The sequence below is a fragment of the Pantoea sp. SGAir0175 genome (assembly GCF_043547855.1).
The window spans coordinates 3,461,934-3,488,691 of the sequence record NZ_CP028081.1 but is presented as its reverse complement, the minus strand read 5'-3'; the positions used below and the strand labels follow the sequence as shown (position 1 = coordinate 3,488,691).

Annotated in this window: 20 protein-coding genes; 7 read left to right on the top strand and 13 right to left on the bottom strand. The window is 56.8% G+C overall.

Annotated elements, in window-relative coordinates; all coding sequences use genetic code 11:
- Positions 1–44: 44 nt before the first annotated feature.
- Entirely contained in the window at positions 45–1,391 is a 1,347-nt protein-coding gene (locus C1N56_RS16370; protein ID WP_394516874.1) for a nuclease-related domain-containing protein, read from the top strand.
- 383 nt (positions 1,392–1,774) lie between these two features.
- Here C1N56_RS16370 and C1N56_RS16365 read toward each other — a convergent pair whose 3' ends face one another.
- From C1N56_RS16365 to C1N56_RS16335, 7 genes are all read right to left on the bottom strand, one after another.
- Positions 1,775–3,508, bottom strand: a complete 1,734-nt coding sequence (locus tag C1N56_RS16365) for a retron Ec67 family RNA-directed DNA polymerase/endonuclease (RefSeq protein WP_394516873.1) — start codon at positions 3,506–3,508, stop codon at positions 1,775–1,777.
- A gap of 410 nt (positions 3,509–3,918) precedes the next feature.
- Positions 3,919–5,979, bottom strand: a complete 2,061-nt coding sequence (locus C1N56_RS16360; RefSeq protein WP_394516872.1) for an FAD-binding oxidoreductase — start codon at positions 5,977–5,979, stop codon at positions 3,919–3,921.
- 14 nt (positions 5,980–5,993) lie between these two features.
- On the bottom strand, positions 5,994–6,605 hold the full coding sequence (locus C1N56_RS16355; protein WP_058759678.1) for a glutathione S-transferase family protein: 612 nt from the start codon (positions 6,603–6,605) through the stop codon (positions 5,994–5,996).
- Between the two features lie 162 nt (positions 6,606–6,767).
- A complete protein-coding gene (celB, locus tag C1N56_RS16350; RefSeq protein WP_021507630.1) occupies positions 6,768–8,123 on the bottom strand; it encodes a PTS cellobiose transporter subunit IIC in 1,356 nt (451 codons plus the stop codon).
- Between the two features lie 153 nt (positions 8,124–8,276).
- Positions 8,277–9,584, bottom strand: coding sequence for a 6-phospho-beta-glucosidase (locus C1N56_RS16345; RefSeq protein WP_394516871.1), 1,308 nt, complete (start codon positions 9,582–9,584; stop codon positions 8,277–8,279).
- Complete coding sequence (locus tag C1N56_RS16340; protein ID WP_230201125.1) at positions 9,577–9,921, bottom strand: PTS lactose/cellobiose transporter subunit IIA; 345 nt, start codon at positions 9,919–9,921, stop codon at positions 9,577–9,579. Before C1N56_RS16340 ends, C1N56_RS16345 begins: the two co-directional genes overlap by 8 nt.
- 59 nt (positions 9,922–9,980) lie before the next feature.
- Positions 9,981–10,286, bottom strand: coding sequence for a PTS sugar transporter subunit IIB (locus C1N56_RS16335; protein WP_021507627.1), 306 nt, complete (start codon positions 10,284–10,286; stop codon positions 9,981–9,983).
- Positions 10,287–10,577: 291 nt separating this feature from the next.
- Here C1N56_RS16335 and C1N56_RS16330 point away from each other — a divergent pair, with 291 nt between their 5' ends.
- Positions 10,578–11,522 carry a MurR/RpiR family transcriptional regulator gene (locus C1N56_RS16330; protein WP_127833648.1) on the top strand — a complete coding sequence of 315 codons (945 nt, stop codon included), beginning with the start codon at positions 10,578–10,580 and terminating at the stop codon, positions 11,520–11,522.
- A 16-nt stretch (positions 11,523–11,538) separates the two neighbouring features.
- On the opposite strand, the gene C1N56_RS16325 is transcribed toward C1N56_RS16330, so the two are convergent.
- Positions 11,539–12,627, bottom strand: a complete 1,089-nt coding sequence (locus C1N56_RS16325) for a tartrate dehydrogenase (protein ID WP_058774858.1) — start codon at positions 12,625–12,627, stop codon at positions 11,539–11,541.
- Positions 12,628–12,643: 16 nt separating this feature from the next.
- The gene (locus C1N56_RS16320) at positions 12,644–13,954 is read right to left on the bottom strand and encodes an MFS transporter (RefSeq protein ID WP_394516870.1); all 1,311 of its coding nucleotides are present in this window, start codon (positions 13,952–13,954) and stop codon (positions 12,644–12,646) included.
- Positions 13,955–14,084: 130 nt separating this feature from the next.
- On the opposite strand from C1N56_RS16320, the gene C1N56_RS16315 reads away from it, so the two are divergent.
- From C1N56_RS16315 to C1N56_RS16300, 4 genes are all read left to right on the top strand, one after another.
- Positions 14,085–14,993 (top strand): LysR family transcriptional regulator, encoded by a 909-nt coding sequence (locus tag C1N56_RS16315; protein ID WP_031279716.1) that lies wholly within the window; start codon positions 14,085–14,087, stop codon positions 14,991–14,993.
- A 118-nt stretch (positions 14,994–15,111) separates the two neighbouring features.
- Positions 15,112–15,657 carry a winged helix-turn-helix transcriptional regulator gene (locus C1N56_RS16310; protein WP_058759668.1) on the top strand — a complete coding sequence of 182 codons (546 nt, stop codon included), beginning with the start codon at positions 15,112–15,114 and terminating at the stop codon, positions 15,655–15,657.
- Positions 15,654–16,694, top strand: coding sequence for an HlyD family secretion protein (locus tag C1N56_RS16305; protein WP_058759667.1), 1,041 nt, complete (start codon positions 15,654–15,656; stop codon positions 16,692–16,694). Before C1N56_RS16310 ends, C1N56_RS16305 begins: the two co-directional genes overlap by 4 nt.
- On the top strand, positions 16,691–18,247 hold the full coding sequence (locus C1N56_RS16300; protein WP_394516869.1) for a DHA2 family efflux MFS transporter permease subunit: 1,557 nt from the start codon (positions 16,691–16,693) through the stop codon (positions 18,245–18,247). Before C1N56_RS16305 ends, C1N56_RS16300 begins: the two co-directional genes overlap by 4 nt.
- 18 nt (positions 18,248–18,265) lie before the next feature.
- On the opposite strand, the gene uxuA is transcribed toward C1N56_RS16300, so the two are convergent.
- The 3 genes from uxuA to C1N56_RS16285 form a co-directional block, all read right to left on the bottom strand.
- Entirely contained in the window at positions 18,266–19,330 is a 1,065-nt protein-coding gene (uxuA, locus tag C1N56_RS16295) for a mannonate dehydratase (protein WP_371221718.1), read from the bottom strand.
- A gap of 132 nt (positions 19,331–19,462) precedes the next feature.
- Positions 19,463–20,167 (bottom strand): response regulator transcription factor, encoded by a 705-nt coding sequence (locus tag C1N56_RS16290; protein WP_215786614.1) that lies wholly within the window; start codon positions 20,165–20,167, stop codon positions 19,463–19,465.
- Positions 20,167–23,418: a transporter substrate-binding domain-containing protein gene (locus C1N56_RS16285; protein ID WP_394516868.1), complete on the bottom strand. Its 3,252-nt coding sequence runs from the start codon at positions 23,416–23,418 to the stop codon at positions 20,167–20,169. Before C1N56_RS16285 ends, C1N56_RS16290 begins: the two co-directional genes overlap by 1 nt.
- 370 nt (positions 23,419–23,788) lie before the next feature.
- Between C1N56_RS16285 and C1N56_RS16280 the strand changes: the two genes are divergently transcribed.
- Complete coding sequence (locus tag C1N56_RS16280) at positions 23,789–24,751, top strand: sensor domain-containing diguanylate cyclase (protein WP_288443857.1); 963 nt, start codon at positions 23,789–23,791, stop codon at positions 24,749–24,751.
- Between the two features lie 27 nt (positions 24,752–24,778).
- On the opposite strand, the gene C1N56_RS16275 is transcribed toward C1N56_RS16280, so the two are convergent.
- Positions 24,779–26,647, bottom strand: coding sequence for an amidohydrolase (locus tag C1N56_RS16275; protein WP_288443856.1), 1,869 nt, complete (start codon positions 26,645–26,647; stop codon positions 24,779–24,781).
- Positions 26,648–26,758: the final 111 nt, after the last annotated feature.

Sequence of the window (26,758 nt, the reverse complement as noted above, 5' to 3'; positions counted from 1 at the left end):
TTGAATTCAATCTATTGGAAAGATCTTGAAAGCGCCTCTCATAAATGCATGCTTTTCGGCAAAAAAATAAAATTTTCAATAAAACTGAATTATCTGACGATTATTCCTCAAAAGGGATTGAAGAAGCATTTATATATGATGCAACCAATGACTATTTATATATAGATAGTATAGCAAATGAAAGGATGTCTAGGAAAATTCATCAAAATCAAACTTCAATGATGTACGAAAGTGATATGTTAAAAAAAGTCATTGTTGATATCGATGAAGTTACTAATCTCGACGATGGACGATTTATATTCCATGATGAGTTGCCATCCTACATTACACTGTTAGAAATATTTTGTTTAGAAGAAAAGAAAATCAATCATTTATTTTATGGGTTAACTCTCAGAGAATGGACGCGTGGTTTTGCGACTTTAAAATATCTTTGCGATAGAGACGGCACAATTCGCACATATAGTAATCATGAAATGAGAGGGTGGTTTTCCAAAGCTGGTTTAACTGATATTGCTATCGATAAATTCATATCCGCTATAACATTCAAAAAGAACTCAAAAGATTTATATGATGCCCCGCTAATAAAAACCAGTGGGGGTAATTACATATTTTATACTCCAGCGTATTTTTCCGCCAGCATAGTACATATATTATTATCTCTTTTCTCTACTTATAAGATTGACATGTCTGAAAAAGGCTTAGGTTTTGAAAGGTTAGTTTTACGGCTCCTCAGTAATAAGAACATTAGAAGTGGTGGGTTGAAGTTTAAAGAGGGTGGTGATGAATATGAGTATGATGCTCTATTTATACTTGATAATAAGGTTTTTTTACTTGAATGTAAAAATACAATGCTATCATTTGGTTCTGTTAAAACTGCCAAGCGTAAAAATCAATTTTTCCACTCTACAGCCAAGCAAGTTAAACGCTTAGTTTATGGATTAAAGAAACATCCTAGTCACTTCAATAAGAAGTTCATGGTTAACATCGATGATTATGATATTGTTCCAGTAATTATGAATAGACTTCCTTTTTCATGGCCAGGTGAATTTGAAGGTGTTTATATATCAGACTTCTCTTCTTTTGATAAGTTGCTAAGCACGCCAGTGTTAACAGGACATACTTACCAAAAAAATGACGAATCAGATGACTACACAATTGATAACTTAAAAGTCATGCATAGGCAATGGAAAAGTGATGTTCTTACCGCTGAGGATATCCTGAACCATTTTAAAATGCCTTATCAAGTCAAAGAGTATTTAGATGTCAAAAAGACTAGTGAGCATTGGATTCAACCTTCTGAAAGTAAAGTATATTGCCACATCTGCTATGAAGTGGATTATGAGCAATTATTAATAAATCAGACTTCAGTGTTTGGATTGATTAATTACTAAACTGCCCTGCCGCTTTGGCAGCTTGACTGCTGACAACAGCGCACAAAGCCAAGCTTTGTGCGCTGTTGTCCGGCTTATAAACAATGGAATGAGCACGTCCCAATCTAAAATTTACTCTGCGTGACTGTCCGCTCATGCCAGAAACGGACATTACTATCGTTCGATCTGCGTCAACCAGTTGGGCAAGGTCAGCAGATATTGCTGAAATCGTATGTATTAATTTATCGGGAATAGGTCAGTCAGTTCGTGAAAGCAATGAGTTGTCAAAAGTTATCACCCAACATCGCCGCCAGCGGGATTCTTGAGTATTTATACTCTAAGTTACAGTTGCTTCGATCAAAAAATAATAATCATCATTAGCAACCTAATGAATATTAAAAAAATTAACCTTGATTTGTTGTTCTGGAATTATTATGGGAAATTACTTCTGAAATTGATTCAAAAATGCAATCAAAATTTGAAAAGTCTATTGTTTTACGCAGTTTTAACACAACACCTTTAGCAAAAAAATCTTTGCCGTATTCATTATCCTTACATTTAGAATTAGTTCGGTTAAATACTTTGCCGCCAAGTTTTGTTTGCAATACTGAACTGTGGAATAGATCTTCCATAGAGCTATCTTTTAAACCATTAAGAGGGGTGAAAATTATATATAAGTTTTTTGTAAGCCACGTCCACTTCTGATTTCTCAGTTCATCTCTTGTAAGAGTAATGTTAGGGAAAGATTTTCCAATCAAAGTTTGGAAGATGCCATTAGCACCACCGCTGCCTGAATCATTGTCTAAAATTACAATCACAGGCTTTTGGTTGGCGATTTCTTTAAATGCATCTGTCTTTTTTTCAAAGCCAACAATGAAGTCTTTGAGATGTGAAGACCCTCCGTCTAAGTTTAAAAGATATTTTGTTTTAGATGTGTTTTTGAAGAATTTAACCCCATAATCTCGTACTGTTTCATTGCCCATTTTTTTACTTCCAATTAAATTGGGATGGTTTACTGATAACGCATCCAGAGCTACTCTCAGGTACGTAATGTCTGTTTTGCCCTCAGTCAATATCGTTGGCTTTGTATTTGCCCAAAAAGCAGAGTAATAAAGAAAATCCGAATATAATTTTTCACGCTTGTTATGTGAGGATTTGAACACGTGCGATAATTTGTTGTTGTATTTATCCACAAAATCAATAAAACTCAGCATGCCACCTAACTCATTGAGAGTACCAGATCTTTTGTTGCGTGTTTTTTTATCAATTAATGTATATTCCCCTTTATTAAATAGACTGTGTGCCATTGCGCGAACTTTTTTTGCATATTTACTATCTACATTAACAAACCGATTAACAGTTAATCCTGTAACCTCTTGGCGAAATTTACTGTCAAGTAGTCTTAATTTGTTGTGATTAATTTTGAAGCCTGCAGATGTTATTTCCTTAATGAATTTTTTATCTAAGGTAATGTTTTTTTTATCTTGGTCTCTGATGATTTCTTTAGGAAACTCCTTTTTATTAGTTGAGATGGTTATATCATCAGCATATCGTGTGTATGTACAGCCAACGCTATTACATAAATTACTCAGCCGCCTATCTAAAGAAACTAGGATTAAGTTCGTTATTACGGGGGAGCAGGGACTACCTTGGGGTAGTTTATCCTGGTGACACGCGATTTTGGCTATTAATGTGGAAAGCTCTGTGTTGAGAGAAAAGTTATTATTTTTTAAAAAGTAACCTCTTACCCTTCCAAAATTAAACTCATCAAAGAAATTAAAAAGATCTATGTTAAGAACCCACTTCTTTGATTTATGCTTTTCTGCGTTTGTAATAATACTGCGGTTTCGCTCGAATCCATGTGAGAAATGGTTCTTTTCTTTTAAATTATCCCGGAGGTTATTTAAACAGTCTTGAAGTAAATCGGCAAGCTTACTTTGTATTTCTTTGAGCTCAGGATCTGGGGCTGATATAATTCTATCAGAACCATTCTTTTTTTTAATAGGAAACTGTGAATATAAATTGTCAGTGTTTCTTAAATATATAACACGGGTCATGAAAACCGGGTCAACTCCTAAAACTCGAGCGAAATCTGGTTTGGAATTACATGCTTTTAGTTTTTCTAGGCGGGTAGTCATCACAGCTCCATGAATAGCGGTGTGCAGGCACTCTTACGCACTTTTATGGTAATCCCAGCAAATCCTGCTATGAGCATCATAGCAGCGAGAGCTTGAGCCCTTGAAATCAAGAATTGCGAAACACAATTCAAAATTCTGCCTGCACACCAGTTTTAAATATTTCACACATTTCAAGTATTTTCAACATGATTAGCCATTAACTGAATACTGTCAAATTACTGGAGGCGGCACCTGAACGTTCCTTGTTGTTTAAGCCTTTTGCTGAGTTAAAGAGGTTCACAAGCTGGGGTTCCAACTGACCTGCTCCCCGTTTACTAATACGCTGCGATGTTAGTAATGTTTCAATTTCACCCTGACCCCGAATATGATCCATGCATAACCAGGAATAACCGGCTTGCCGGGCACTCACCTCACAACGCCAGCTGCACCGCCGCGTCCCCGTCTTCGAGCTGCGCCGGCACCGCGCAGCAGATCAGCACCTCATCCTGCGCCAGCGTGATGCCTGGCGGGGTAGGGTAAGTCACCGCACCTTTCACCAGTTTTGTCTTACAGCTGCCGCAATGTCCGGCGCGACAGCTGTAGGCCGGGCTCAGGCCGCGCGCTTCGGCCAGCTCCAGTAGCGTGCCGGACTGCGGCGTCCAGCGCGCTTCTTTCAGTGACTCTGTAAACATCACCGGCACCGCTTCGGTCGCCACCGGCGGCAGCGCGGCGGGCTCTGGCACATCCTCCTGCTGACGCTGCAGCGACGACGGACCAAACGCTTCGGCGTGAATACGCGCGTCGGCAATATTCAGGCCGCGCAATCCGTCATACATCGCCTGGGTAAATGACGGCGGGCCGCACAGATAGAAATCGTAATCGTTGAAGGGCAGCACCTGCGACAGCAGCGCCATATCGATGCGTCCGGCAACGTCGTAATCCACGCCCGCTTCGGCTTCGCCCGGCTGGCTGAGCACCCGCACCAGTTTCAACGCACCTTCGCTGGCTGCCAGCAGCGCATCAAGCTCACGCGCAAACGGGCGTTCTGCCGGGTTACGCGCCGACTGCAGCAAATACACCGGACGCATCCTGCGTTGGCGTCGGCCTTCATAAATCAGGTGACGCAGCATCGCCAGCAGCGGCGTGATGCCGACGCCCGCCGCCAGCAGCACCGCTGGCCGCGTTTCGTGTGCATCAATAGTGAAGTCGCCGGCCGGTGCGCGCACCTCCAGCCGATCGCCGACGCGCAGGGCATCGTGCAGATACTGTGATACGACGCCTTCACGCTTCACGCTGATGCGGTAATAACCATCCGACGGCGCAACTGACAGCGTATATTGCCGAATCAGTGGTTTAGTGCTGCCCGGCAGCGTCAGGCGGATCGGCAGATGCTGGCCTGCCAGATGCGGCAGCACGCCAGCGCCATCATCCGGCATAAGATGAAACGAGCGAATCTGCGCGCTCTCATCGACGATCCGCGTGATGCGGAAGGGGCGCCACTGCGCCGCCAGCTGCTGCGCCTGCAGGCGTTCGCTGGCGGACGGCCAGTCGCCGGTCATCAGCGAGGCGGGCGATATGCCGTCTGGCTGAACGGTCCAGCGCAGGGCGAGGGCAGCGCGCCGGCGCACGATGCGGCGCGCACTAAAGCGCCACAGGCGCTCGGCACCCTGAAAGGCCGCGATTTCGGCGGAATCGGTTATCACCGTGGCATCGCCGCTCATCTGCAATACATCGCCGCTGGCGTAGTCGATAAACAGCAGCCCGGCCTTGCCGTTGAGTACGATATTGCCGAGGGTGGAGAAGAACAGGTTGCCGTTGAAGTCCGGAATGGTCAGTACATCATCGGCAGCGATGCGCACAAAACCGGCTTTGCCGCCGCGATGCGAAACGTCCACCTGACGGCGCGCCTGGTCGGCATAAGTGGTGACATAAAACGTGTCCGCCTGCCCGATGGCGGCGCGCGCGGCGTCATCCAGCGCGCTGAGCGTCTCAACCTCGCCCTGATAAGCCCTGCCGGGCGCATGATCGAAGCGGAAGTCGCGCAGCTGAATATAGCGCGGGCAGTTGCCAAAGCTCTGGTCGACCTGCACGCGCAGGCCGCCGCCAATCGCCGTCAGCACGCCGTTCATGCGGTTGCGCCGCCGCGTGTGCAGCTCGATGCCGAGCAGGCCCACCGGCGCGCCATCGGTCATCCCGCCGGCCGCCGGATCGCTGGCGTCAGGACAGGCCGCGATATCCAGCGTGGTGGCGTTGGGCGAGAAGATAAAACCGGGCTGGCCTTCCAGCAGCGTGGCCCAGGCATCACCCTGTGCATCAACGCTGCCGGCAACGATAAACGGCAGTTGCGCGTAAAAGTCACGATGCTGATCGGGCATGTAATCGCGAATCACGCGCTGCCCGACATCGGCCATACGTTCCGCTACGCCCGCCTGCTGCTGCAGCGCAATTTCGCCGTCATGCCATACCGGCAGCGTAATCAGTTTCTCGCCCATGATGCTGGCTCCTGTCAGGCGCGCAGGCCGGCGGCGGTCTGCGGAAAAGGCACAAAGCCGGGCAGCGCTTCAATCCGACGCAGCAGCTGATTCACCGCAGGGTAACCGGACATCTCGACGTTGCCTTCCGGCGCACCGGCCAGGTAGCTATATAAAGCGATGTCAGCAATGGTGGGATGGTCGCCCACCAGCCACTCACGCTGGCTGAGATGGCTTTCCAGCCGTGAAAGAATCAGATGCGCGCGCGCCAGCACCTCTTCAGCATTAAATTTGGCACCAAACACGGTAATCAGGCGCGCCGCCGCCGGACCGTAAGCCAGTTCACCGGCCGCCACCGACAGCCAGCGCTGCACCTGGGCGGCGCCCAGCGCATCTTCCGGCAGCCAGTCGCTGCGGTTAAATTTCTTCGCCAGGTACACCAGAATGGCGTTGGAATCCGCGATGTAAACGCCTTCGTCTTCCAGCACCGGCACCTGACCGAACGGGTTGATGGCGAGAAACGCCGGGGTTTTATGTTCGCCGCCAGGCAGGTCAACTTCGACCGTTTCATGCGCTATGCCGAGCAGTGACAGCGCCAGCAGTGCGCGGTGAGCGTGGCCGGAGAGCGCTAAATTGTACAGTTTCATCATGCGATTCCTCAGGTAGTGGCCGGGGTGATCCCGAGCCGTGGCCTAAGGTTCGCACAGCCGTATTGCTGGCAGAATAGCCAGATCTGCGAAGTCATTATTGCAAAAAGTGGAAGGATGCGGCCGGGTGCGCAGCAGGGCGCACCCGGTAGAGGGGGTGATTCAGGAAGGTACGACGGCACTGCCGCTGGCGGCCTGCGCCTGCTGTTCGTTCTGCTGCTCTTCGCGCAGTTTCAGGCGATCCCACACGCGGAAAAACGGATAGTAGACCACCAGCGAAATCGTCAGGTTGACCACCTGCAACACCGTGCCGGAAATATGGCCGCCGGTGGCGAGATAGCCGCTGACGAAGATTGGCGTGGTGAAGGGCAGGGCGATGCCGGCTGGCGGCGCCACCAGACCACTGCTCATTGCCGCCCACGAGACAATCACCAGCAGCACCGGCGTCAGGATAAACGGCAGGAACAGGTACGGGTTCATCACCAGCGGAATGCCGAACACCAGTGGCTCGCTGATGTTGAACAGCGCCGCCGGCGCGGCGATTTTCCCCAGCTGTTTCATCTGGCGGCTGCGCGCGCGGATCAGCATAAAGATCACCAGCCCAAGCAGCGCGCCGGTGCCGCCGGGCGCAATCCATAAATCGTAAAACTGCTGGGTAAAGATGTGCGGAATCGGCTGGTTATGCTGAAAGGCTTCGAGGTTTTCACTCATGTTCGACAGCCATACCGGCTGAATGAACACCAGCACGATGGCATCGCCGTGCAGGCCGAGCGTCCACAGAATGCCAATCAGCAGCACCGAGAAAATCATCCCCGGCAGCGTGCCGCCGACGTGGTGCATCGGCAAACCAATCACCGTGGCAATCAGGTTGTTGATGTCATGGAATGGTGAGGCTTCAACTGCCAGGCGCAGCAGCAGCACCACGGCCAGCACGCAGAAGCCGGGAACCAGTGCGAGGAACGATTTCGCCACCGCCGGCGGCACGCCTTCCGGCATCTTAATCACCAGGTTACGGCTGTGCACAAAGCGGTAGATTTCGGTGGAGAGCAGCGCAATCACAATCGCCACGAACAGGCCCTGACTGCCGATCAGCGAAATTGGCAGCACGCCAGTGACCAACTGCGCGGGCGCGCCTTCAACCGGGGCGAACAGCGTCTGCTGCGGAATGGTCATCACAAACGCCACCAGCGCCATCGCGCCGCTGGTCAGCGGGTCGAGCGTGCGGTATTTCTCCGCCAGCCGGTAAGCGATGCCGAAGCTGGAGATCAGCGCCATGATGTCGTAGGTGGCACGCACCGGATAGAGCAGTTTATTGCGCCAGCTGTCGCCGAACAGGTCGGCCATCAGATGGCCCCACGCCGGGATCGGCAGGTAGGCGAAGATCAGAAAAAAGCTGCCGATCAGCATGAACGGCATGTTGAGAATGATGCCGTCCCGCACGGACAGCACATGCTTCTGCCCGGCCACCTTGAGCGCGGCGGGCAGCACATAACGTTCGATGATATTACGGTTGGACATAGGGCCTCCTCGGGCACAATGGCGCAACAAATTAACAGGTCAATGCGTGTCACTTCGGCGCGGCAGCGGATACCTGCACCCGGCCCTCGCGGCGCAATTTATTGCGCGATGAAGCGCGCCTCGATGGCCAGAATGCGGTTTGCCACAGGGATATTACGCAAACTGCGGTAGCCACGGTTGATTCAGCGTCAGCACTTCGTCCAGCAGCGCTTCGGCGCTGGCGACGTCGCCGACCAGCGGATTGCCGACCAGCGCCAGCAGCGCGGCACCGCGATCGCCGTGCACCGCCGCGTCGATGGTCAATCGCTCGAAGGATTTGATCTGCTGCGTCAGCCCGTGCATCAGCGGTGGCAGCGCGCCAAACACCAGCGGGTGCGCGCCCTGCGCATCGACCACACAGTTCACTTCCACCACTGCGTCGTCCGGCAGACCGTGAATCGCCCCGTGGTTCTGGCAGTTCACCACCAGATTTTGCCCGCTATTGTTATGGATGGCGCTGATGAGCTCAACGGCCACTTCAGAGTAATATGCGCCGCCGCGAAAACTCAGCTGCTCCGGCTTGTGCGCCAGCTGCGGATCGGCATACAGTGCGAACAGCTCGGCTTCCACCTTCATCACCTGTTCGGCGCGCGTTCCGGCCTGGCCGTGCTGCGCTTTCTCCTGCTCTTCGGCCAGCATCTGCGGTGTTTGCCAGTAGTAGCGGTGATAAGGGCAGGGAATCGCCTGCAGCGCCCGCAGAAACGCCGGCGACCACGGCATCTCTTTGATGTTATTCATGGTCAGCGACTGGCCTTCGCACAGCTGTTCGATCACCCCGGCGGTCACGTCCTCGCCGCGGCACAGCACCTGATGCACCCACACCAGATGGTTCAGCCCGGCAAAGCGCAGCGCCACCTCGTCAAACGGCGCCTGTAACATGCCGGCGATCATATGGTGCATATTCACCGGCACGTTACACAGGCCGATGATCTTCGCGTTGCTGTAGCGCGCCACGGCTTCGGTAACGATGCCCGCCGGATTGGTGAAGTTGATGATGAAGGCGTCCGGTGCCAGCTGTTCCACTTTGCGCGCAATCTCCAGCATCACCGGAATGGTGCGCAGCGCTTTGGCGAAGCCGCCGACGCCGGTGGTTTCCTGGCCGAGACGACCATACTTCAGGCCCAGCCGTTCATCGGCGGCGCGTGCCGCCAGCTGGCCGACGCGCAGCTGTGTCAGCACAAAGCGCGCACCGCGAATCGCCTCATCCAGCACGAAGTGCACGCTGACCTTAACCTGCTCCAGCCCGTTCTTTTGCAGCATGCGGCGCGTGAGATCGGCGATGATCTGCACCTTTTCGCGTCCTGCCGCCACATCCACCAGCGCCAGTTCGGTTACCGGCAGCTGCGCATAACGGTTGATGATTCCCTCCACCAGCTCCGGCGAATAGCTGCTGCCGCCGCCAATGATTGCTATCTTAAGCATCGTTTTCTCCTGCCGTGGTACGGCGATAGAGTTCAATGATTTCGCCCGCTAAATCCTGAATCAGCATGGCGTTCATCAGGTGATCCTGGGCATGAACCAGAATCAGGGTAACCGGCAACCGGCCGCTGCCTTCGTCCAGGCTAATTAGTGCCGTCTGCTGCTGGTGCGCGCTGCTCACGTTTTCCCGCGCCGCCGCCAGCTGCTGCTGTGCCGCATCAAACTGGCCGGCGCGCGCCAGCCGCAGGGCGCTGAGAGCGGCGCTGCGCGCGGCACCGGCCTGCACCAGCAGCAGCATGATCTCCTCTTCCGGAACCACCATTACGTCATCTTCAGGCATGCAGAATCTCCCACAGCGCAACGCCGTGTGTTATCAGTCAGATTGGGGGAAACGAAGAATCAGGAAGCGCGCAGCGCCAGCGCTTTATCCAGCACCTGTTCGCCGCGCATCATGCCGTAATCCATCATGTCGATAACGGCGACCGCCTTGCCCTGCGGGGCTGCGATGGCGGTGAGGCGGGCAGCTTCAAACTGCACCTGCGGGCCGAGCAGCACCACGTCTGCGTCCGGCAGGATACGTTCGAAATCGGCCACCGGGACGGCCTGAATGTTGATCGCCAGCCCGCGCGCTTGTGCGGCGTGCTGCATTTTATTCACCAGCATGCTGGTAGACATGCCGGCGGCACAGCAAAGAACAATGCGCATAATTTATCCTCCTGTGAATTGACTCCGGCATTTAAGACCTGTCTCAGCCGCACTGTAAATACCCTGCAGCCAGATGATTTTGTGATGAAAGTTATTTAAAATATTATTTATCAATAGATTAATCATCAAACCGTCATGAAAATAATTTTCATTGGTGTGATCGGCACGATGATTTTCTGTTGCGAGTGCTTTAATTCCAGGAAAATTCAGTGCGCTCAGCTGAAAAAAATCTCACCATGAAAAATATTTTCATGCATCATGAGAGTTCGTTACTGAGGATGTGATGAGCTAATGGATATTGTCTGGCAACTGCAGCAGCAGTCGGCGCGTTTTGATGCGCAGGAATCAAAGCTGGCGCGATTTATTCTGGATAACCTGCACGCCAGCGCGCAGGCCACTATGGAGAGTCTGGCGACGCAGGCGGGTGTCAGCCCGGCTGTACTCCAGCGCTTTGCTGCCTCGGCGGGCTACCGCGATCTGGATGATTTTCTGCACCAGGTGCGCCAGGCCGGCCAGCAGGAAAGTGCGTTTATGACGGTGATTCGTCAGCGGCAGGCTTCCCTCAGCCAGCAGGAGCAGCGGGTGGCGCGCGCCATCCTGCGTGACGCCGCGTTCGCGGCCTCGGCCACCATTGAACAACTGGCCAGCCGGGCGGAAGTCAGTGCGGCGACCATTACCCGCTTTGCCCGTTCGGTCGGCTGCGACGATATTCGCGATCTGCGTATGCGGCTGGCACGCGCCAGCGCCGAACCGGCTACTGCCAGCCACGGTGCGGTGCCGCAGCTGGTGAGTCTGCATCAGGCGCTGACCCAGCAGTGGCAGCAGCTGGATGACAGCCGCTGGCAGCAGGCGGCGCAGGCGCTGCGTCAGGCACGCAGCGTGTTGCTGATCGGTGCCGCCGGCCAGCACACGCCGCTGGTGGCGGAAGTGCAGCAGCGGTTGAGTGAATCCGGGCTGGCGCTGGCGTGGATCCAGGACGACAACCTGCTGCGCCTGACGCTCAGCCGTTTGCAGCCGGACGATCTGCTGCTGATCCTCGCGCCGGATACCATCAACAGCAGCGTGCTCAGCGCGGTGCATCACGCTCACATCCAGCAGACCCCAGTGATGGCGCTGTGCCCGGCGGCGCTGGATCTCGCCAGCCAGGCCAACTACTGGCTGCCGCTGCCGGATGCAGCACCGGCGCGGCGTTATGGCATCCTGCTGGCGCTGGACCGGCTGGCGGCGACGCTGTAACACCCCGCCTTTCGACTCAGGCGGTTGCCGCCACCTGAGATTTGGCTTCAATAAACTGCACCAGCGCGCGCGTCACGTCAGCGGTGGTGGCGCTGCCGCCGACGTCCGGCGTCAGAATGCCCGCCGCGCACACGTGCTCAATGCCCTGCATTATCAGCGCGGCCGCGTTGCGTTCGCCCAGATGCTCCAGCATCTGCACCGCAGTCCAGAAGGTGGCGATCGGGTTAGCGATGCCTTTGCCGGTGATATCAAACGCCGAGCCGTGAATCGGTTCGAACATCGAAGGAAAACGCCGCTCCGGATCGATATTGGCGGTTGGCGCGACGCCGAGACTGCCGGCCAGCGCGCCGGCGAGGTCGGAGAGAATATCCGCATGCAGGTTAGTGGCGACAATGGTGTCCAGCGATTGCGGGTGGAGCGTCATGCGGTGCGTCATGGCATCCACCAGCATCTTGTCCCACTGCACATCCGGGAACTCCTGCGCCACTTCCGCCGCAATTTCATCCCACATCACCATGCCGTGCCGCTGGGCATTGGATTTGGTCACCACCGTCAGCAGTTTGCGCGGTCGCGACTGCGCCAGTTTAAAGGCGTAGCGCATGATGCGCGTCACGCCGACGCGGGTGAAAATTGCTACTTCAGTGCCCACCTCTTCTGGCAGGCCGCGGTGCGCACGGCCACCGTTGCCGGAGTATTCCCCTTCCGAGTTCTCGCGCACGATGACCCAGTCAAGATCGCCCGGTCCACGGTTGCGCAGCGGCGAGGTCACGCCCGGCAGAATTTTGGTGGGCCGCACGTTGGCGTACTGATCGAAGCCCTGACAAATCGGCAGGCGCAGCCCCCACAGCGTGATGTGATCCGGCACGTCCGGCGCGCCCACCGCACCAAAGTAGATGGCATCAAACTGCTTCAGCGTCTGCAGGCCATCTTCCGGCATCATCACGCCGTGCTGTTTGTAGTAATCCGAGCCCCAGTCAAAGGTCTGCACGTCAAACGTCAGCTGTTCATCGTGCCGCGTCAGCGCCTGCAGCACCTCAACGCCAGCCGAAATCACTTCCGGGCCAATACCGTCTGCCGGAATCGCGGCAATTTTGTAGTTACGCATAGTCTTCTCCAGTCAATTAATGGGTATGAGGATGAGGCAGATCGGCGCTTTGCGGTTTTGGCGTGTGCGCGGCGAGAATCAGCACGATGAGCGCGGACAACGCCAGCAGCGAGGCGACGAAATAGAGTCCCCAGGTGTAGCTGCCGGTTTGCTGGCGGATCACGCCAATCATCATCGGGCCGACAAAACCGCCGAGGTTGCCGATGGAATTAATGGTGGCGATGCCGGCGGCTGCAGCCGGCCCGCTGAGAAACAGCGTCGGCATGCTCCATAGCGGCGGCTTGGAGGCGCTGATGCCGACCGTGACCAGCGTCAGCGCAATAATCACCGCCAGCAGCGTGCTGACGTTACCGGCATAAATCAGCCCGGCGGCAGCCAGTAAACAGGCGCCAATGACGTGCCAGCTGCGCTCGCCACGACGATCGGAGTGACGTGCCCACAGGATCATGCCAATCACGCCGATCACCGCCGGGAAAGCATTGAGGAAGCCGATTTCCAGCGAGGAGGCGCCGAAGCTGCGGATGATTTGCGGTGACCAGATCCCCAGCGTGTACAGCCCGGCCGACGTGCCGAAGTACACCAGCGCCAGGGCCAGTACGCGCTTGTCCGCCAGCCCGCGCCAGGCGCTGCTGTGGCCGTGCTGCGTCGACCGCGCCTGCTCTTCAGCCTGCATGGTCTCCTGCAGCCAGCGCCGCTCTTCTGCGTTCAGCCATTTAGCCTGCGCCGGACGGTCGGTGAGGAAAAACAGCACTACGATGCCCAGCAGCAACGCCGGAATCGCTTCTAATACAAACATCCACTGCCAGCCGGCGTAGCCCAGCAGACCATGCATCTCCAGCAGCGCGGCAGAGACCGGCGAGCCGAGCGCGGTAGAGAGCGGGGCGGCAGCCATGAAGATGGCGGTAACCTGCGCGCGCTTCGCCGCCGGAAACCAGTAGCTGAGGTAGAGAATGATGCCAGGAAAGAAACCGGCTTCCGCCACGCCGAGCAGAAAGCGCAGGAGGTAGAAGCTGGTGGTGCCCTGCACCAGCGCCATGCAGCCGGAGACCAATCCCCAGCTGATCATCACGCGGGCGATCCAGATGCGTGCGCCCACTTTGTGCAAAATTAAATTCGACGGGACTTCAAACAGAAAATAGCCGAGGAAAAAGATCCCGGCGCCAAAACCAAATACCGTGGGCGAGAAACCTAAATCCTGATTCATGGTTAACGCGGCAAAACCAATATTGACGCGATCGAGAAATGCGATGAAATAGAGCAGCATGATGAAGGGCACAATGCGCAACGTCACTTTACGCATCACCCTTTTTTCGAGGTGAGATTTCATATTAAAGTGCTCCAGATTGTGTAGGGTAGTATTATTTTCTGGTTGTCGAATGCAGTATGCAGGTTTGTATTGCGCGATCATCAGGCGTGGATTATATAAACTATTTGAATAATCGTGCGGTGAGGGAAATGTGGATATAAATCAATTGCGTTGTTTTGTCGCGGTGGGTAAAGAACTGCATTTCGGTCGGGCGGCACAAAGTATGGAAATGATGCCTGCATCACTTTCCCGCTTTATTCGCCTGCTGGAGGAGGATCTCGGCGTGCGCCTGTTAAACCGCTCAACGCGCAATGTTTCATTAACCGCCGAGGGAGCCCTGTTTTTTGACGAAGCGGGAAAACTGATCGATCAGTTTGATGCGCTGGCGCTGCGTTTTAAAGGCGGATTAAAAGATGAACGCCGGACATTACGCATTGGCGCTATCGATAGCGCCGCGCGCGGTTTAGTTCCGGCACTGCTGAATTTATTTGTGCCGCGTCATCCGCTGAGCGATATCCATATTATCGAAGATAAAACCCTTAACCTGATTCCTAAATTAAAATCCGGCTGGCTGGATATGATTATTATCCGCGCGCCGCAGCGCATGGATGCGTCACTGGCGCTGCGTTTTATTACCCGCGAAAGTTGCGTGCTGGCAGTGCCGCTGACGCATCCGCTGGCGGATAAAGCGCAGGTGACGGTGGCGGATTTTCAGCATGAAGCCATGATCATTCCGGACCGCCGCACCCGGCCGCACAGCCACGATCTCACCATCAGCCTGTTTAAGCAGGCCGGCCTGACGCCACATATCGCGCAATATGCCGAAGAGAAGCAAACCATTCTCAGCCTGGTGTCCGCCGGCCTCGGTCTGGCGGTGGTACCAGCCTCTTATCGCACCATGAACAGCGACAGCGTGCGCTATATCGCGCTGACGTTACCTGAGCAGATCAAAGGCTTGCCGCTGAGTATTGCGTGGCAGAAGGGCAACGAAGATCCGCTGTTGCGTGAAATGCTGCGTCTGCTGCATGACCACCGGCAGGAATTGATCGACAGGCTGTGAGGCTGCGCCAGAACGCGCGCTGACGTTCTGTTTATTACTTTCATTATGCAAGTGACTTGCAAAATGAAAGTTACCCTGCCACAGTATCCCGCATCGACTTCACATCGGGAACTGGCCCATGAAAAACCAACCTCTGTGTAATATGCCGTGCCCTATCGCACGCAGCCTTGGACGCGTCGGCGACGGCTGGAGCATGCTGATCATGCGCGATGCGCTGGCCGGCTTTACCCGCTTTGATGAATTTCAGAAAAGCAGCGGCGTGGCACCCAATATTCTGTCGCGCCGGCTGAAAGAGCTGGTAGAGGATGGATTGCTGGAAAAGGTGTGTTACAGCGACACTCCGGCACGCTACGAGTACCAGCTCACTGCGGCGGGCCGCGATTTTCGTACGGTAATACTGGCGCTGGCCGAGTGGGGTAGCACCCACTTCTCACCGGAAGGACGGCAGATGCAGCTGGTTGAAAGCGCCACTCAGCGCCCGGTGACGCCGCAAATGGTCGACAGCGCCACCGGCCAGCCGCTCTCCAGTGACAAATACCAGATGGTGCCTGGCCCGGCGGCCAGCCCGATGATGCACTACCGCCAGCAGTATCTGGCGAGAAAGCGCGCAGGCGATACGGCGCAAAAATTCGCCCCGCAGACGGTGGCCGGGAACGAACCATGAGCCTGACGCGGAAAAAAGCGGCACTGCTGCTGATGCTGGCCTGCGGCGGCGTGGCGCTGGCCGGCTATGGCTATTACTGGTGGCACAGCGCGCGCTTTATGCCTTCGACCGATGATGCTTACGTCGGCGCGGATATCAGTGCGATTTCGGCCAAAGTGTCCGGCTATGTTCAGACCCTGGCGGTGCAGGATAATGCGGCGGTTAAAAAGGGCGACCTGCTGGTACAGCTGGATAACCGCGACTATCGGGCGGCGGTTGACCGTGCGGCGGGCGAAGTCGCCGCGCAGCAGGCGGCGCTGCAGGATATTGCCGCCACGCGCCAGCTCCAGCTGGCCACCATCGACGGCGCGCGTGCTGCGCTGCTGGCGGCGCAGGCGGTAACGCAGAAAACCACCGCCGACCAGCGCCGCTATGACGCGCTGGTGAGCAGCGCTGCGGTGTCGCAGCAGATTCGCGATCATGCGCAGGCCGATTACCATCAGGCGCTGGCGCAGGAGGGCAAAACCCGTGCCGATCGCGCGGTCGCCGAACGTCAGTTGCAGGTGCTGGATGCGCGTGAGCAGCAGACGCACGCCGCGCTGGCACAGGCGCAGGCCGACCTGGCACTGGCACAGCTCAATCTGGAATACACCGCTATCCGCGCGCCGTTTGATGGCGTAATCGGCAATCGCCGCGCCTGGGCTGGTTCGTATGTCAGCAGCGGCACGCAGCTGCTGTCGCTGGTGCCGGCGCAGGGGCTGTGGATTGACGCCAACTTTAAAGAGAGCCAGCTGGCACACATGCGGCCAGGTCAGACGGCAACGATTGTGGCGGACGTGCTGCCAGGCCGCACCTTCAGCGGGCATGTCGCCAGCCTGTCGCCTGCGACCGGTTCGCGCTTCAGCATTCTGCCGGCGGAAAACGCCACCGGTAACTTCACCAAAATTGTCCAGCGCGTGCCGGTGCGCATTGCGCTGGACGGCGATGCGGCCACGCTCGGGCTGTTGCGTCCGGGACTGTCGGTGACTGTTACCGTCGATGAGCGCAGCGCGCAATGAGCCGTGTGGTCGCCGCGCCGATCGCGCCCGCGCAGATGCCGGTCAGCCGGAAAGTCTTCGCCTTTTCCACCCTGTGCATCGGTATGTTTATCGCGCTGCTGGATATCCAGATTGTCTCAGCTTCGCTGCGCGACATTGGCGGTGGCCTGTCGGCGGGCGATGATGAAACCGTGTGGGTGCAGACCAGCTACCTGATCGCCGAAATCATCATTATTCCGCTCTCCGGCTGGCTGGCCAGCGTGCTGTCTACGCGCTGGCTGTTCGCCGCCTCGGCCTGTGGCTTTACGCTGATGAGCCTGCTGTGCGGCTGGGCGTGGAACATTCAGAGCATGATCGCGTTCCGTGCGCTGCAGGGGCTGGCGGGTGGCTCGATGATCCCGCTGGTGTTCACCACCGCCTTCGCCTTTTTCCAGGGCCGGCAGCGGGTGATTGCTGCCGCGACCGTCGGCGCGCTGGCGTCGCTGGCGCCGACGCTCGGCCCGACCGTTGGCGGCTGGATCACCGATAACTTCAGCTGGCACTGGCTGTTTTTTATCAACATCATTCCCGGTATTTACATCACCATTGCGGTTCCGCTGCTGGTGAACATCGACGCGCCCAACCGCGAACTGCTGCGCGGTGCGGATTATCTCAGCATCGTGCTGCTGGCGCTGGCGCTCGGCTGTCTGGAATATACGCTGGAAGAGGGGCCGCGCTGGGGCTGGTTTGATGATGACACCATTGCCACCACCGGCTGGATTGCGCTGGCGGCGGGCGTGTTGTTTGTGATCCGCACGCTGCGGCATGCCAAACCGATCGTCGATTTACGCGCGCTCAAGGACCGCGACTTTAGCCTCGGCTGCTACTTCTCGTTTATGGCGGGCGTGGGGATCTTCGCCACCATTTACCTTACGCCACTGTTTCTCAGCCAGGTGCGCGGCTTCAGCGCACTGGAGACCGGACTGGCGATCTTCTCCACCGGGGTGTTTCAGATTCTGTCGATCCCGCTGTATGCCTGGCTGGCGAACCGCGTCGATCTGCGTATTTTGCTGGCGGCGGGGCTGATCTGTTTTGCGCTGTCGATGCATTTCTTCGTGCCGATTACCCATGACTGGGGGGCGAAGGAGTTGCTGTTCCCGCAGGCGTTTCGCGGTATGGCGCAGCAGTTTGCCGTAGCACCGACGGTGACGCTGACGCTGGGCAGTTTGCCACCGGCCCGCCTGAAGCTCGCGTCTGGCCTGTTTAATCTGATGCGCAACCTTGGCGGTGCGATTGGCATTGCCCTGTGCGGTACGGTGCTCAACGACCGCACCAACCTGCACTTTAGCCGGCTGGCGGATCATCTCAACAGCGCCAGCCTGACGCTGGGTGATTTTCTGCAGGGGCGCGCTCAGGCGCTGATGGCCAGCGGCCTGAGCCCGGATGCCGCGCATACGGCCGCGCTGCAGTCGCTGGCGGCGCTGACGCTGCGTGAAGCGCGCACCCAGGCCTTTTCCGACGCGTTCTGGCTGATCATGACAGGCTTTTTCGTCGCGGCGCTGCTGGTGCCGTTACTGAAAAAGCCGCAAGGGTGAGCGCCAGATCGTAGCCCATTAACGTTTACTCAGCGCTTCCCACAGGCCCAGCAGATAGGTGGTGCCCAGCGCGCGGTCGTACAAACCGTAGCCTGGGCGCCCGGTTTCACCCCAGATAAAGCGGCCGTGATCCGAACGGATATAGCCGTCAAAGCCGTTGTCATACATCGACTGCAGCACTTTATACATATCCAGCGAGCCATATTCCGTCGGATGCGCGCACTCGTAGAAATCTTTATCGCGGATGATCCTGATGTTGCGCACGTGGGCAAACGGGATGCGCTTGCGGCGCGAGAATTCGGCCAGAATGGCATAGACATCGTTCTGCGGATCCTCGGCAATCGATCCGGTACACAGCGTGATGCCGTTGGCTTCAGAATCGACGACGTTACAGATCCAGTCGAGATCGTCGCGGTTCTTCACCACGCGCGGCAGACCGAAGATCGAATACGGCGGATCGTCCGGGTGGATCGCCATCTTCACGCCCACCTCTTCGCACACCGGGATCACCGCTTTGAGGAAATAGGCGAGGTTTTCACGCAGCTTCGCGTCATCAACGTCCTGATATTTGGCAAACAGCTCCTGAACTTTTGCCAGCCGTTCCGGCTCCCAGCCCGGCAGCGCGAAGCCGTTAGCGCTGCCCAGCACCTCTTTCACCACTTCATCGAGGCTTTTATCGATGCCCTGTTTCTCGAAGGCCATGGTGATGGAGCCATCCGGCAGCACATAATTCATATCCGTCTTCATCCAGTCGAACACCGGCATGAAGTTGTAGCAGATCACTTTTACCCCGGCGGCCGCCAGGTTGCGGATGCTTTGCTGATAATTGGCGATGTAGCGATCGCGGCTCGGCAGGCCGATCTTGATGTCGTCGTGAATATTAACACTCTCAATCACTTCAACCGTCAGTCCGGCTGCGTGCACCTGATCGACCAGCGCCTGGATCTTCTCCTGCGGCCAGGTTTCGCCCACCGGCACATCGTAAAGTGCGCCCACCACGCCGCGTACGCCCGGCACCTGGCGAATATATTCCAGCGAAACCTTGTCTTCCTTCGGCCCAAACCACCGCATTGTCAGCTGCATTATGTCATCCACCGTCATCGTGTCTGTATGATAATGGCTAAACTACCATACTAGAATTCATGAGGGCAGCATTGCGCGGCGATTAAGCCTTGATCCGCGTCACAGAACCGGTTTTATCCGCAGCGCAGTCGCTTACTGGGTGGTCACCAGTTCGGTGAAATACTGCTTGTACTTAAACAGTTCGAGATCCGAGCGCAGCCCCAGTTTGCGCAGCGCGGTCTGCTTCTGACCGCTGATGGTTTTGCGGCTGCGCGCGTATTTACCGGCGATCTGCGTAATGCTCAACCCGTCGAGATAACAGCGAATCACCTCGATTTCGCGCGGGCTCAGCTCGCGCAGCAGCAGCGTGATGTCGTCGCCCGCCTGGCGCGGTGTCAGGTAGTCGTGCATCTCGCGATCGCTCTCCTGGAATTTATCCAGCTCCAGCATCATGTCCGGCGTCAGGAAGCGCTTGCCGCGACAGATTTGATGGATGGCATCGATCAGCACCTCCTGATCGTGGCTTTTGCCGACAAATCCCTGGACGCCGGCTTTCAGCAATAGCTGGACAATTGCCGGTTTTTCCACCGCGGACGACACCAGAATCTTCAGCTGCGGGTAGTGCAGGCGCAGCTGTTTCACCATTTGCAGCCCGTCGAGCTGGTCTTCACCCAGCATGTAATCCAGCACCAGGATATCGAGCGGGTGGCGCTGCAGGAAGGCCATCAGCTGCTGGCGCTGGGCAAAGGCCCCGGCCAGATCGAGCTGCGGCTCCTGCGCTAAACGGTACTGCATGGCTTTACCAATCAGCGGATGATCGTCCAGCACGGCAATCTGCCAGATTGCGCTCTCTTTCATTACATCACCTCTTCAGGAATAGGTGTTTCCAGGGCACGCAGGAACAGTGCGTCCAGCTCGGCCACCGCCCCGGCGACCTCCGGCAGCAGCTGCTGTAATAGCGCACCATCTTCATGCTCCGCCGCCTGTTCGGCGGCGCGGCAGCGATGTTGCAGCGCGTCGGCGCGCAGCATTCGGGCACTGCCGAGTAGCTGATGCGCGGCGTGACGCGCCGAAGCAAAATTGTTCGCAGCCACCGCCTGCGTCAGCTGGGCGAGATCGTAACTGTTCTGCTGGCGCGCGGTGGTCACCAGGTCGCGCCACGCCTGCGGGTTGTTTGCCGCCAGATTTTCCAGCGTCAGCAGGGTATCGTCGCGCGTCGGGTTCATCGGTGCGCCGGTGATCACCTGCAGCAGCTGCGCGCGCTCCAGCGGTTTAAACAGACAACCGTTCATTCCGGCGTCCTGCGCCAGCTGCGCCACGCGCTCCTCCGCCATCGCCGTCAGGCCGTAAACCGGCACCGCGCGTCGCACCAGGCGCTTCTCTTCGGCGCGCAGCTGGCGGGTGAATTCGAAGCCGTCCATCTCCGGCATGTTGCAGTCGGTAATTACGCGGTCCGGCTGATTTTCGCGCCACAGCGCCAGTGCCGCTGTACCGCTGTCGGCCACCAGCACATGGTGCCCGGCGTAGCGCAGCTGCTGGGCCAGCAGCAGGCGGTTGGTGGCGTTGTCATCGACAATCAGAATGCGCAGTGCAGCCTGTTTGGCGGGCACCACCGGCTGTGGCAGGGCGGGTTGCTCATGCTCAATACGCGCCGCTTCTGCGCGGAAGCGCAGCATAAACACGCTGCCGTCACCCGGTTCACTCTCGACGTGCAGTTCGGTGCCGAGCATCACCGCCAGCCGGCGGCAGATATTCAGGCCTAACCCGGTGCCGCTGGCGCGATTACTGCCCTGACCGACCTGGATAAACGGTTCGAAGATCGCCTGTTGCTGTTCTGCCGACAGGCCAACCCCGCTGTCGCTCACCTCCAGCACATACTCCGGCCGCGTGCTCTCTGCCTGATACAGCGCCACTTCCACTGCGCCGTGCGAGGTAAACTTGATGGCGTTGCTCACCAGATTGGAGAGAATTTGCTTCAGCGCCACCGGGTCAAACAGCACCTGATCCTGCGTCAGCTCCAGTACAATATTCAGCTCAAGGCCTTTATTCAGCGCCACCTGGCGGAACAGCGCTTCGCAGTCATGCACCACTTCGCTGAGCGACATCGGCTGCAGCTGCACGCTAAAATGCCCGGATTCGATTTTTGCCAGGTCGAGAATATCGCCCACCAGCGACAGCAGCGAACGCGACGACTCCCAGGCGACATCAATGTTTTTCTGCCGCTGCTGTTCATTACTCTGGCCGAGATGCTCGATTTCCAGCAGGCCAATCAGCGCCGCCAGCGGCGTGCGGATTTCATGGCTCATGTGCGACAGGAAGGTGCTTTTCGCTTCGCTGGCGCGCACCGCAACTTCGTTGGCTTTACGCAGGTCGGCCATCAGCGCTTCGATATGCGCCAGCTGCTCGCTGATTTCACGCTCATGCTCGCGCTGTTTCGCCAGCGAGGCTTTCAGCAGATGGTTACGCCACAGGAAAAACAGCAGACCCAGCCCGGCTACGGCGACGATGCGCAATATATAGCTGCGATAGCTTTGCCATGAGGTGCTGGTAGCGGGCGGCGTGTATTTAATCCAGCGCTCCATCAGCGACTGCATGGTTGGCTGCGGAATATCAGACAGCGCTTTGTTAAGGATCGACAGCAGCACCTGATCCTGCCCATTGACCGCCATCGCCATACGGAACATCGGCAGCGGCGCGACAAAGGCCACTTTGAAGCTGTCACTGAAATGGTTGTTGAGCAGAAACAGCGACGACTCGTACGGCACGATAAAGCCATCCAGCTGCTTATCCAGCAACTGACCGAGCGAATCAATCGATACGCCATTTTCAACGAAGTTAATGCCCGGCCAGCGCTCACGTAAATCATAACGATAGTAGGCGCGTTCATAGATACCAATGCGTTTGCCCGCCATCTCATCAAAGCTTTTCCACGGGCTGTCTTTGCGCGTGACGACTACCCACGACGAGTAGATATAAGAGCGGGTGTAACGGATTTTGTCATCCTGCTGTGCGGTGGCGTCGCTGACGGCGATAATCGCATCGCGCTGGCGGTTGAGCGTATCGCGCATGTTGCTCAACCCCTGAATCGGGTTATAGCGAAAGCGAATGCCGGTGCGCTGTGAAACCATTTTCAGCAGGTCAACGCTCAGCCCGACCACGCGCTGGCGGTTATCAGTAAAGGTAAACGGCGTATGCGAAGGATCGTAGTTAACGGTGATCTCGCGGTGCTCTGCCAGCCACGCGGCCTCTTTGTCGCTGAGATCCAGCGGATGATTTTTAACCACCGACTGATAATCCAGGCTCCAGGCTTCCGCGATCTGTACCGCGTTGCGCAGCGGAATGTTTTTCAGGATTTCATCGATGGCTGCGATCAGCGGCAGATTGGCACTGTTGCTGGCAAAGCGCGCGTCGACATCGTTGGTGTACGGCGTGCTGTGCGCTTCAATCACATTCTGCAGGCCGCGATGCGAAAGAAAGCGCTGAGTGGCGCTGTTGCTCCAGAACAGGGTGTTTTCGCTAAACGCGGTGTCGGTGTAGGCCCACAGCGGCGGCGCGGCCGGGGCCAGCGTGGCGCGCGGATAGCGCTTGTGCAGCAGTGCTTTGAGTTCCGCATCACCGTAATAGAGCAGACGATAGCGGCTATTTTTCAGCTCACTGTCGAAGGTCGCGTTACGTTTGCTGATTAATACGCTGCGCGCCAGTGAATACGGCAGGCTTAGCGCCAGCTGCGTATCCTGATTGGCGGCCAGCGTGTAGTAAGGAATCAGATCGACTTCACCGTCGTTGAGCGCATCCACCAGCTCCAGCCGGGTTTTATACACCTTGATTTTCACCGGCAGATTTAACGCCTTCGCCACGATGGCCAGATAATCGGCCGAGAGTCCTTCGTAGGTATTGGCTTCAAACGACACGGAATAGGGCGGCAGCGGGTTGTTCCACACGCCGACGCGCAGTACAGAGTGCTGTTTCAGCCACTGCTGGCTCTGCGGCGACAGCGTGACTTCCGGTGCTACCAGACCATAGCGCGGTGAGAAATTTAACGTGGTTGCACCCCAGGCAGACAGGCAAAAGCCCAGTAACAGAAGGAGGCTGAGGATGCGTTTACTCACGGATGATTTCACTCGCTGGACCGGTTGCGCGCGCCGCCACCATGACGGCACTTCTTCTCTGACGGCACGTTGCGCGTCAGGCATCCTTCAACAGCGACTTAATACAAGTGGACTTAAATCGCGCTTAAGAAATTTCTTAAAAACAGGAGAGAAAATTCCTGGTGAAAGCCAGGTTCCGCCGGCGCGCCGAAGCGAAGCGCGCTGCTATTTTTAGTAAGTGTAAGTTTTGTTTGCTGAAATTACCGCGTTGCTTCGCCATTCCTGCTGAACCCGGCGCAATTTTCCGACGCTAATCGCCTTTTCATTTGTTTTATTTACAGAATCTATCGTGCAGGCAAAATAGCCCTTATTTTCTCTCCAGCGATCAACCATGTCCGAAGAAGCGCTGCGCCAGCAGATTCAGAACCTGAAAAAGCACAATGCGCGCCTCAAGCGCCTGGCGCACGACGCGCGTAATAAGCTGAACGCGGCGCTGGACGGCACCGGCTTGTGCCTGTGGCAGCTGGATATTCCCAGCGGCAAGCTGGTGATTTTTAACCGGCGCTGGGGCGCGATGCTCGGCTTTCAGGCGAAAGAGACCAAAGCGCGCTTTGATGCCTGGCGCGAGTGCCTGCATCCGGAAGATGCCGATGAGGTGCTGCGCGCCTTTTACGATCATATTGAAGGACGCGCGCCCTATTACGAGGCGCTGCACCGTATGATCGGCAAGAACGGCAAAATCACCTGGGTGCTGGATCGCGGACGCGTCAGCGAGTGGGACGAGCAAGGTAATCCGCTCAAAGTGACCGGCACCCATATCGACATGACCAAAGAGAAGAATTACGAAGCCCAGCTCTCCCTGCTGGCGCATCACGACCCGTTAACCGCGTTGCCCAACCGCCACGCGCTGCAGGCGCATTTTAGTCAGCTGCAACGCGCCGGGCCGCTGTGCGTGGCGTTTATCGACCTCGACAACTTCAAGCACGTCAATGACACGCTCGGCCATCGCAGCGGTGACGAGGTGCTGATTCAGCTCAGCCAGCGCATCCGCGATTTGCTGCCGTCAGAGGCCATCGTCGGGCGGCTTGGCGGCGATGAGTTCGTGCTGCTGCTGCCGTTTTTGATTGACTACCCGAAGGTGCGCATTCTGGCGCAGGCGGTGCTGGATGCGGCGCTGACGCCGTTTGATATCGACAATGGTCATGCGCGGATTGGTGCTTCGATCGGTATCGCCCCGGTACACCGGCGCGACAGCTTCGACGACGCGCTGACCCGGGCAGATGGCGCGATGTACCAGATTAAGAAGAACGGTAAGCAGGGCTTTGGCCTGGCAGGCAATATATCGGTGGGGTGAGGGCCAGCGCCCGCACCCCTTGATCACTTAAAACGCAAAACAGGAACAGCCCAGCGCACCCCAGAACGCGTTATTGTCTGACACCGGCACCGATGACTGGCGCGCGACATCATGGGCGTGGCTGTGCACGCCACAAGGGCCGCTGCACTGGTGTACCTGCGGCATCCGCGCGGCGTGGCCGCTGGTCTGCGGCGGGGCGCTGCGGTAGTGGCCAGGCACGGTAACTACCGGCGACCACTCCGGCAACACCGGCACCGGCGGCGGTGCCAGCGGCGTGAAGCTGCCGGCGGCATACACCACGTTGCCATCCACCAGCGTCAGCACTGATTCAATGCCTTTGATCTCCTCTTCCGGCACGCTGAAGAAATCTTTCGACAGCAGCACCAGATCCGCCAGCTGGCCGACTTTGATCTCACCTTTGGCGCTCTGCTCGCTGGAGAACCAGGCACTGCCTTTGGTCCACAGCATCAGCGCGGTTTCACGGTCGATGCGTGCATTGTCATCGTACAGCTGCATCCCACCGACGGTACGGCCTGAAACCAGCCAGTACAGTGCGGTCCACGGGTTATAGCTGGCGACGCGGGTGGCATCGGTACCGAGGCCGACCGGCACGCCGGCCTCCAGCATGCGCGCCACCGGTGGCGTCTGCTTCGCGGCCTCTTTACCGTAGCGATCGACAAAGTATTCTCCCTGGAAAGCCATGCGATGCTGCACCGCCAGGCCGCCGCCGAGCGCTTTTACCCGCTCAATATTGGCTTCAGTGATGGTTTCCGCATGGTCGAAGAACCAGTGCAGGCCATTGAACGGAATGTCGCGGTTCACCTTCTCAAACACATCCAGCATGCGGCTGATTGATTCGTTATAGGTGGCGTGCAAGCGGAACGGCCAGCGATGCTCCACCAGGTGACGCACCACGCGCTCCAGCTCATCTTCCATGCCGGGTGCCAGATCCGGGCGCGGTTCGAGGAAATCTTCGAAGTCCGCCGCCGAGAACACCAGCATTTCACCGGCACCGTTGTGGCGCAGGAAATTGGTGCCCTGGCCCGGCTTCAGCATATCGGTCCACTTCTCAAAGTCTTCCAGCTCGTGGCCGGGCCGCTGGGTGAACAGGTTATAGGCGATGCGTACCGTCAGCTGCTTTTTCGCGTGCAGTTCGGCGATCACGTCGTAATCGTCCGGGTAATTCTGGAAGCCGCCGCCAGCGTCGATGGCGCTGGTCAGACCGAGGCGGTTCAGCTCGCGCATAAACTGACGCGTCGAGTTAACCTGCTGTTCCAGCGGCAGTTTGGGCCCTTTCGCCAGCGTGGCGTACAGCAGCATGGCATTAGGACGGGCGATCAGCATGCCGGTCGGATTGCCATTGCTGTCGCGCTGGATTTCGCCGCCCGGCGGGTTGGGGGTCTCTTTGGTGTAGCCCACCACTTTCAGCGCGGCGCGATTGAGCAGCGCGCGGTCATACAGATGCAGAATGAAGACCGGCGTATCGGGCGCGGCGGCGTTGATTTCGTCCAGCGTCGGCATGCGGCGCTCTGCAAACTGGAACTCGCTCCAGCCCCCGACCACGCGCACCCACTGCGGTGACGGCGTACGCAGTGCCTGTTCGCGCAGCATACGCAGCGCATCGGCCAGCGACGGCACGCCTTCCCAGCGCAGCTCAAGGTTGTAGTTGAGGCCACCGCGAATCAGATGCAGGTGGGAATCGTTCAGGCCGGGAATGCCGGTGTGCCCTTTGGCGTCGATGATTTGCGTGTCGCTGCCGGCAAAGCGCATGACGTCCGCTTCGCTACCTACGGCGAGGAACTTGCCGTCTTTGATGGCTACGGCGGTGGCCAGCGGGTTTGCGCGGTCGACGGTATGAAACTTACCGTTGGTAAAAATCAGGGATGCGGTCGTCATTCTGTTCTCTCCGTTAAATTAAGCGTAGCGGCCCTCAGCCACCGTGTTAATGCGCGGTTAAAAATGCTTGCGCCGATGAGGAAAAAAATACGAAATGACAGCAGTTATTGA

Coding starts and splice junctions, on each gene's coding strand:
- celB (WP_021507630.1), bottom strand. CDS start 8,123: ATGTCCAACCGTAATATCATCGAACGTTATGTGCTGCCCGCCGCGCTC.
- C1N56_RS16335 (WP_021507627.1), bottom strand. CDS start 10,286: ATGCGCATTGTTCTTTGCTGTGCCGCCGGCATGTCTACCAGCATGCTG.
- C1N56_RS16305 (WP_058759667.1), top strand. CDS start 15,654: ATGAGCCTGACGCGGAAAAAAGCGGCACTGCTGCTGATGCTGGCCTGC.
- C1N56_RS16275 (WP_288443856.1), bottom strand. CDS start 26,647: ATGACGACCGCATCCCTGATTTTTACCAACGGTAAGTTTCATACCGTC.
- C1N56_RS16330 (WP_127833648.1), top strand. CDS start 10,578: ATGGATATTGTCTGGCAACTGCAGCAGCAGTCGGCGCGTTTTGATGCG.
- uxuA (WP_371221718.1), bottom strand. CDS start 19,330: ATGCAGCTGACAATGCGGTGGTTTGGGCCGAAGGAAGACAAGGTTTCG.
- C1N56_RS16325 (WP_058774858.1), bottom strand. CDS start 12,627: ATGCGTAACTACAAAATTGCCGCGATTCCGGCAGACGGTATTGGCCCG.
- C1N56_RS16300 (WP_394516869.1), top strand. CDS start 16,691: ATGAGCCGTGTGGTCGCCGCGCCGATCGCGCCCGCGCAGATGCCGGTC.
- C1N56_RS16365 (WP_394516873.1), bottom strand. CDS start 3,508: ATGACTACCCGCCTAGAAAAACTAAAAGCATGTAATTCCAAACCAGAT.
- C1N56_RS16280 (WP_288443857.1), top strand. CDS start 23,789: ATGTCCGAAGAAGCGCTGCGCCAGCAGATTCAGAACCTGAAAAAGCAC.
- C1N56_RS16290 (WP_215786614.1), bottom strand. CDS start 20,167: ATGAAAGAGAGCGCAATCTGGCAGATTGCCGTGCTGGACGATCATCCG.
- C1N56_RS16370 (WP_394516874.1), top strand. CDS start 45: ATGCATGCTTTTCGGCAAAAAAATAAAATTTTCAATAAAACTGAATTA.
- C1N56_RS16340 (WP_230201125.1), bottom strand. CDS start 9,921: ATGCCTGAAGATGACGTAATGGTGGTTCCGGAAGAGGAGATCATGCTG.
- C1N56_RS16355 (WP_058759678.1), bottom strand. CDS start 6,605: ATGAAACTGTACAATTTAGCGCTCTCCGGCCACGCTCACCGCGCACTG.
- C1N56_RS16320 (WP_394516870.1), bottom strand. CDS start 13,954: ATGAAATCTCACCTCGAAAAAAGGGTGATGCGTAAAGTGACGTTGCGC.
- C1N56_RS16310 (WP_058759668.1), top strand. CDS start 15,112: ATGAAAAACCAACCTCTGTGTAATATGCCGTGCCCTATCGCACGCAGC.
- C1N56_RS16360 (WP_394516872.1), bottom strand. CDS start 5,979: ATGGGCGAGAAACTGATTACGCTGCCGGTATGGCATGACGGCGAAATT.
- C1N56_RS16345 (WP_394516871.1), bottom strand. CDS start 9,584: ATGCTTAAGATAGCAATCATTGGCGGCGGCAGCAGCTATTCGCCGGAG.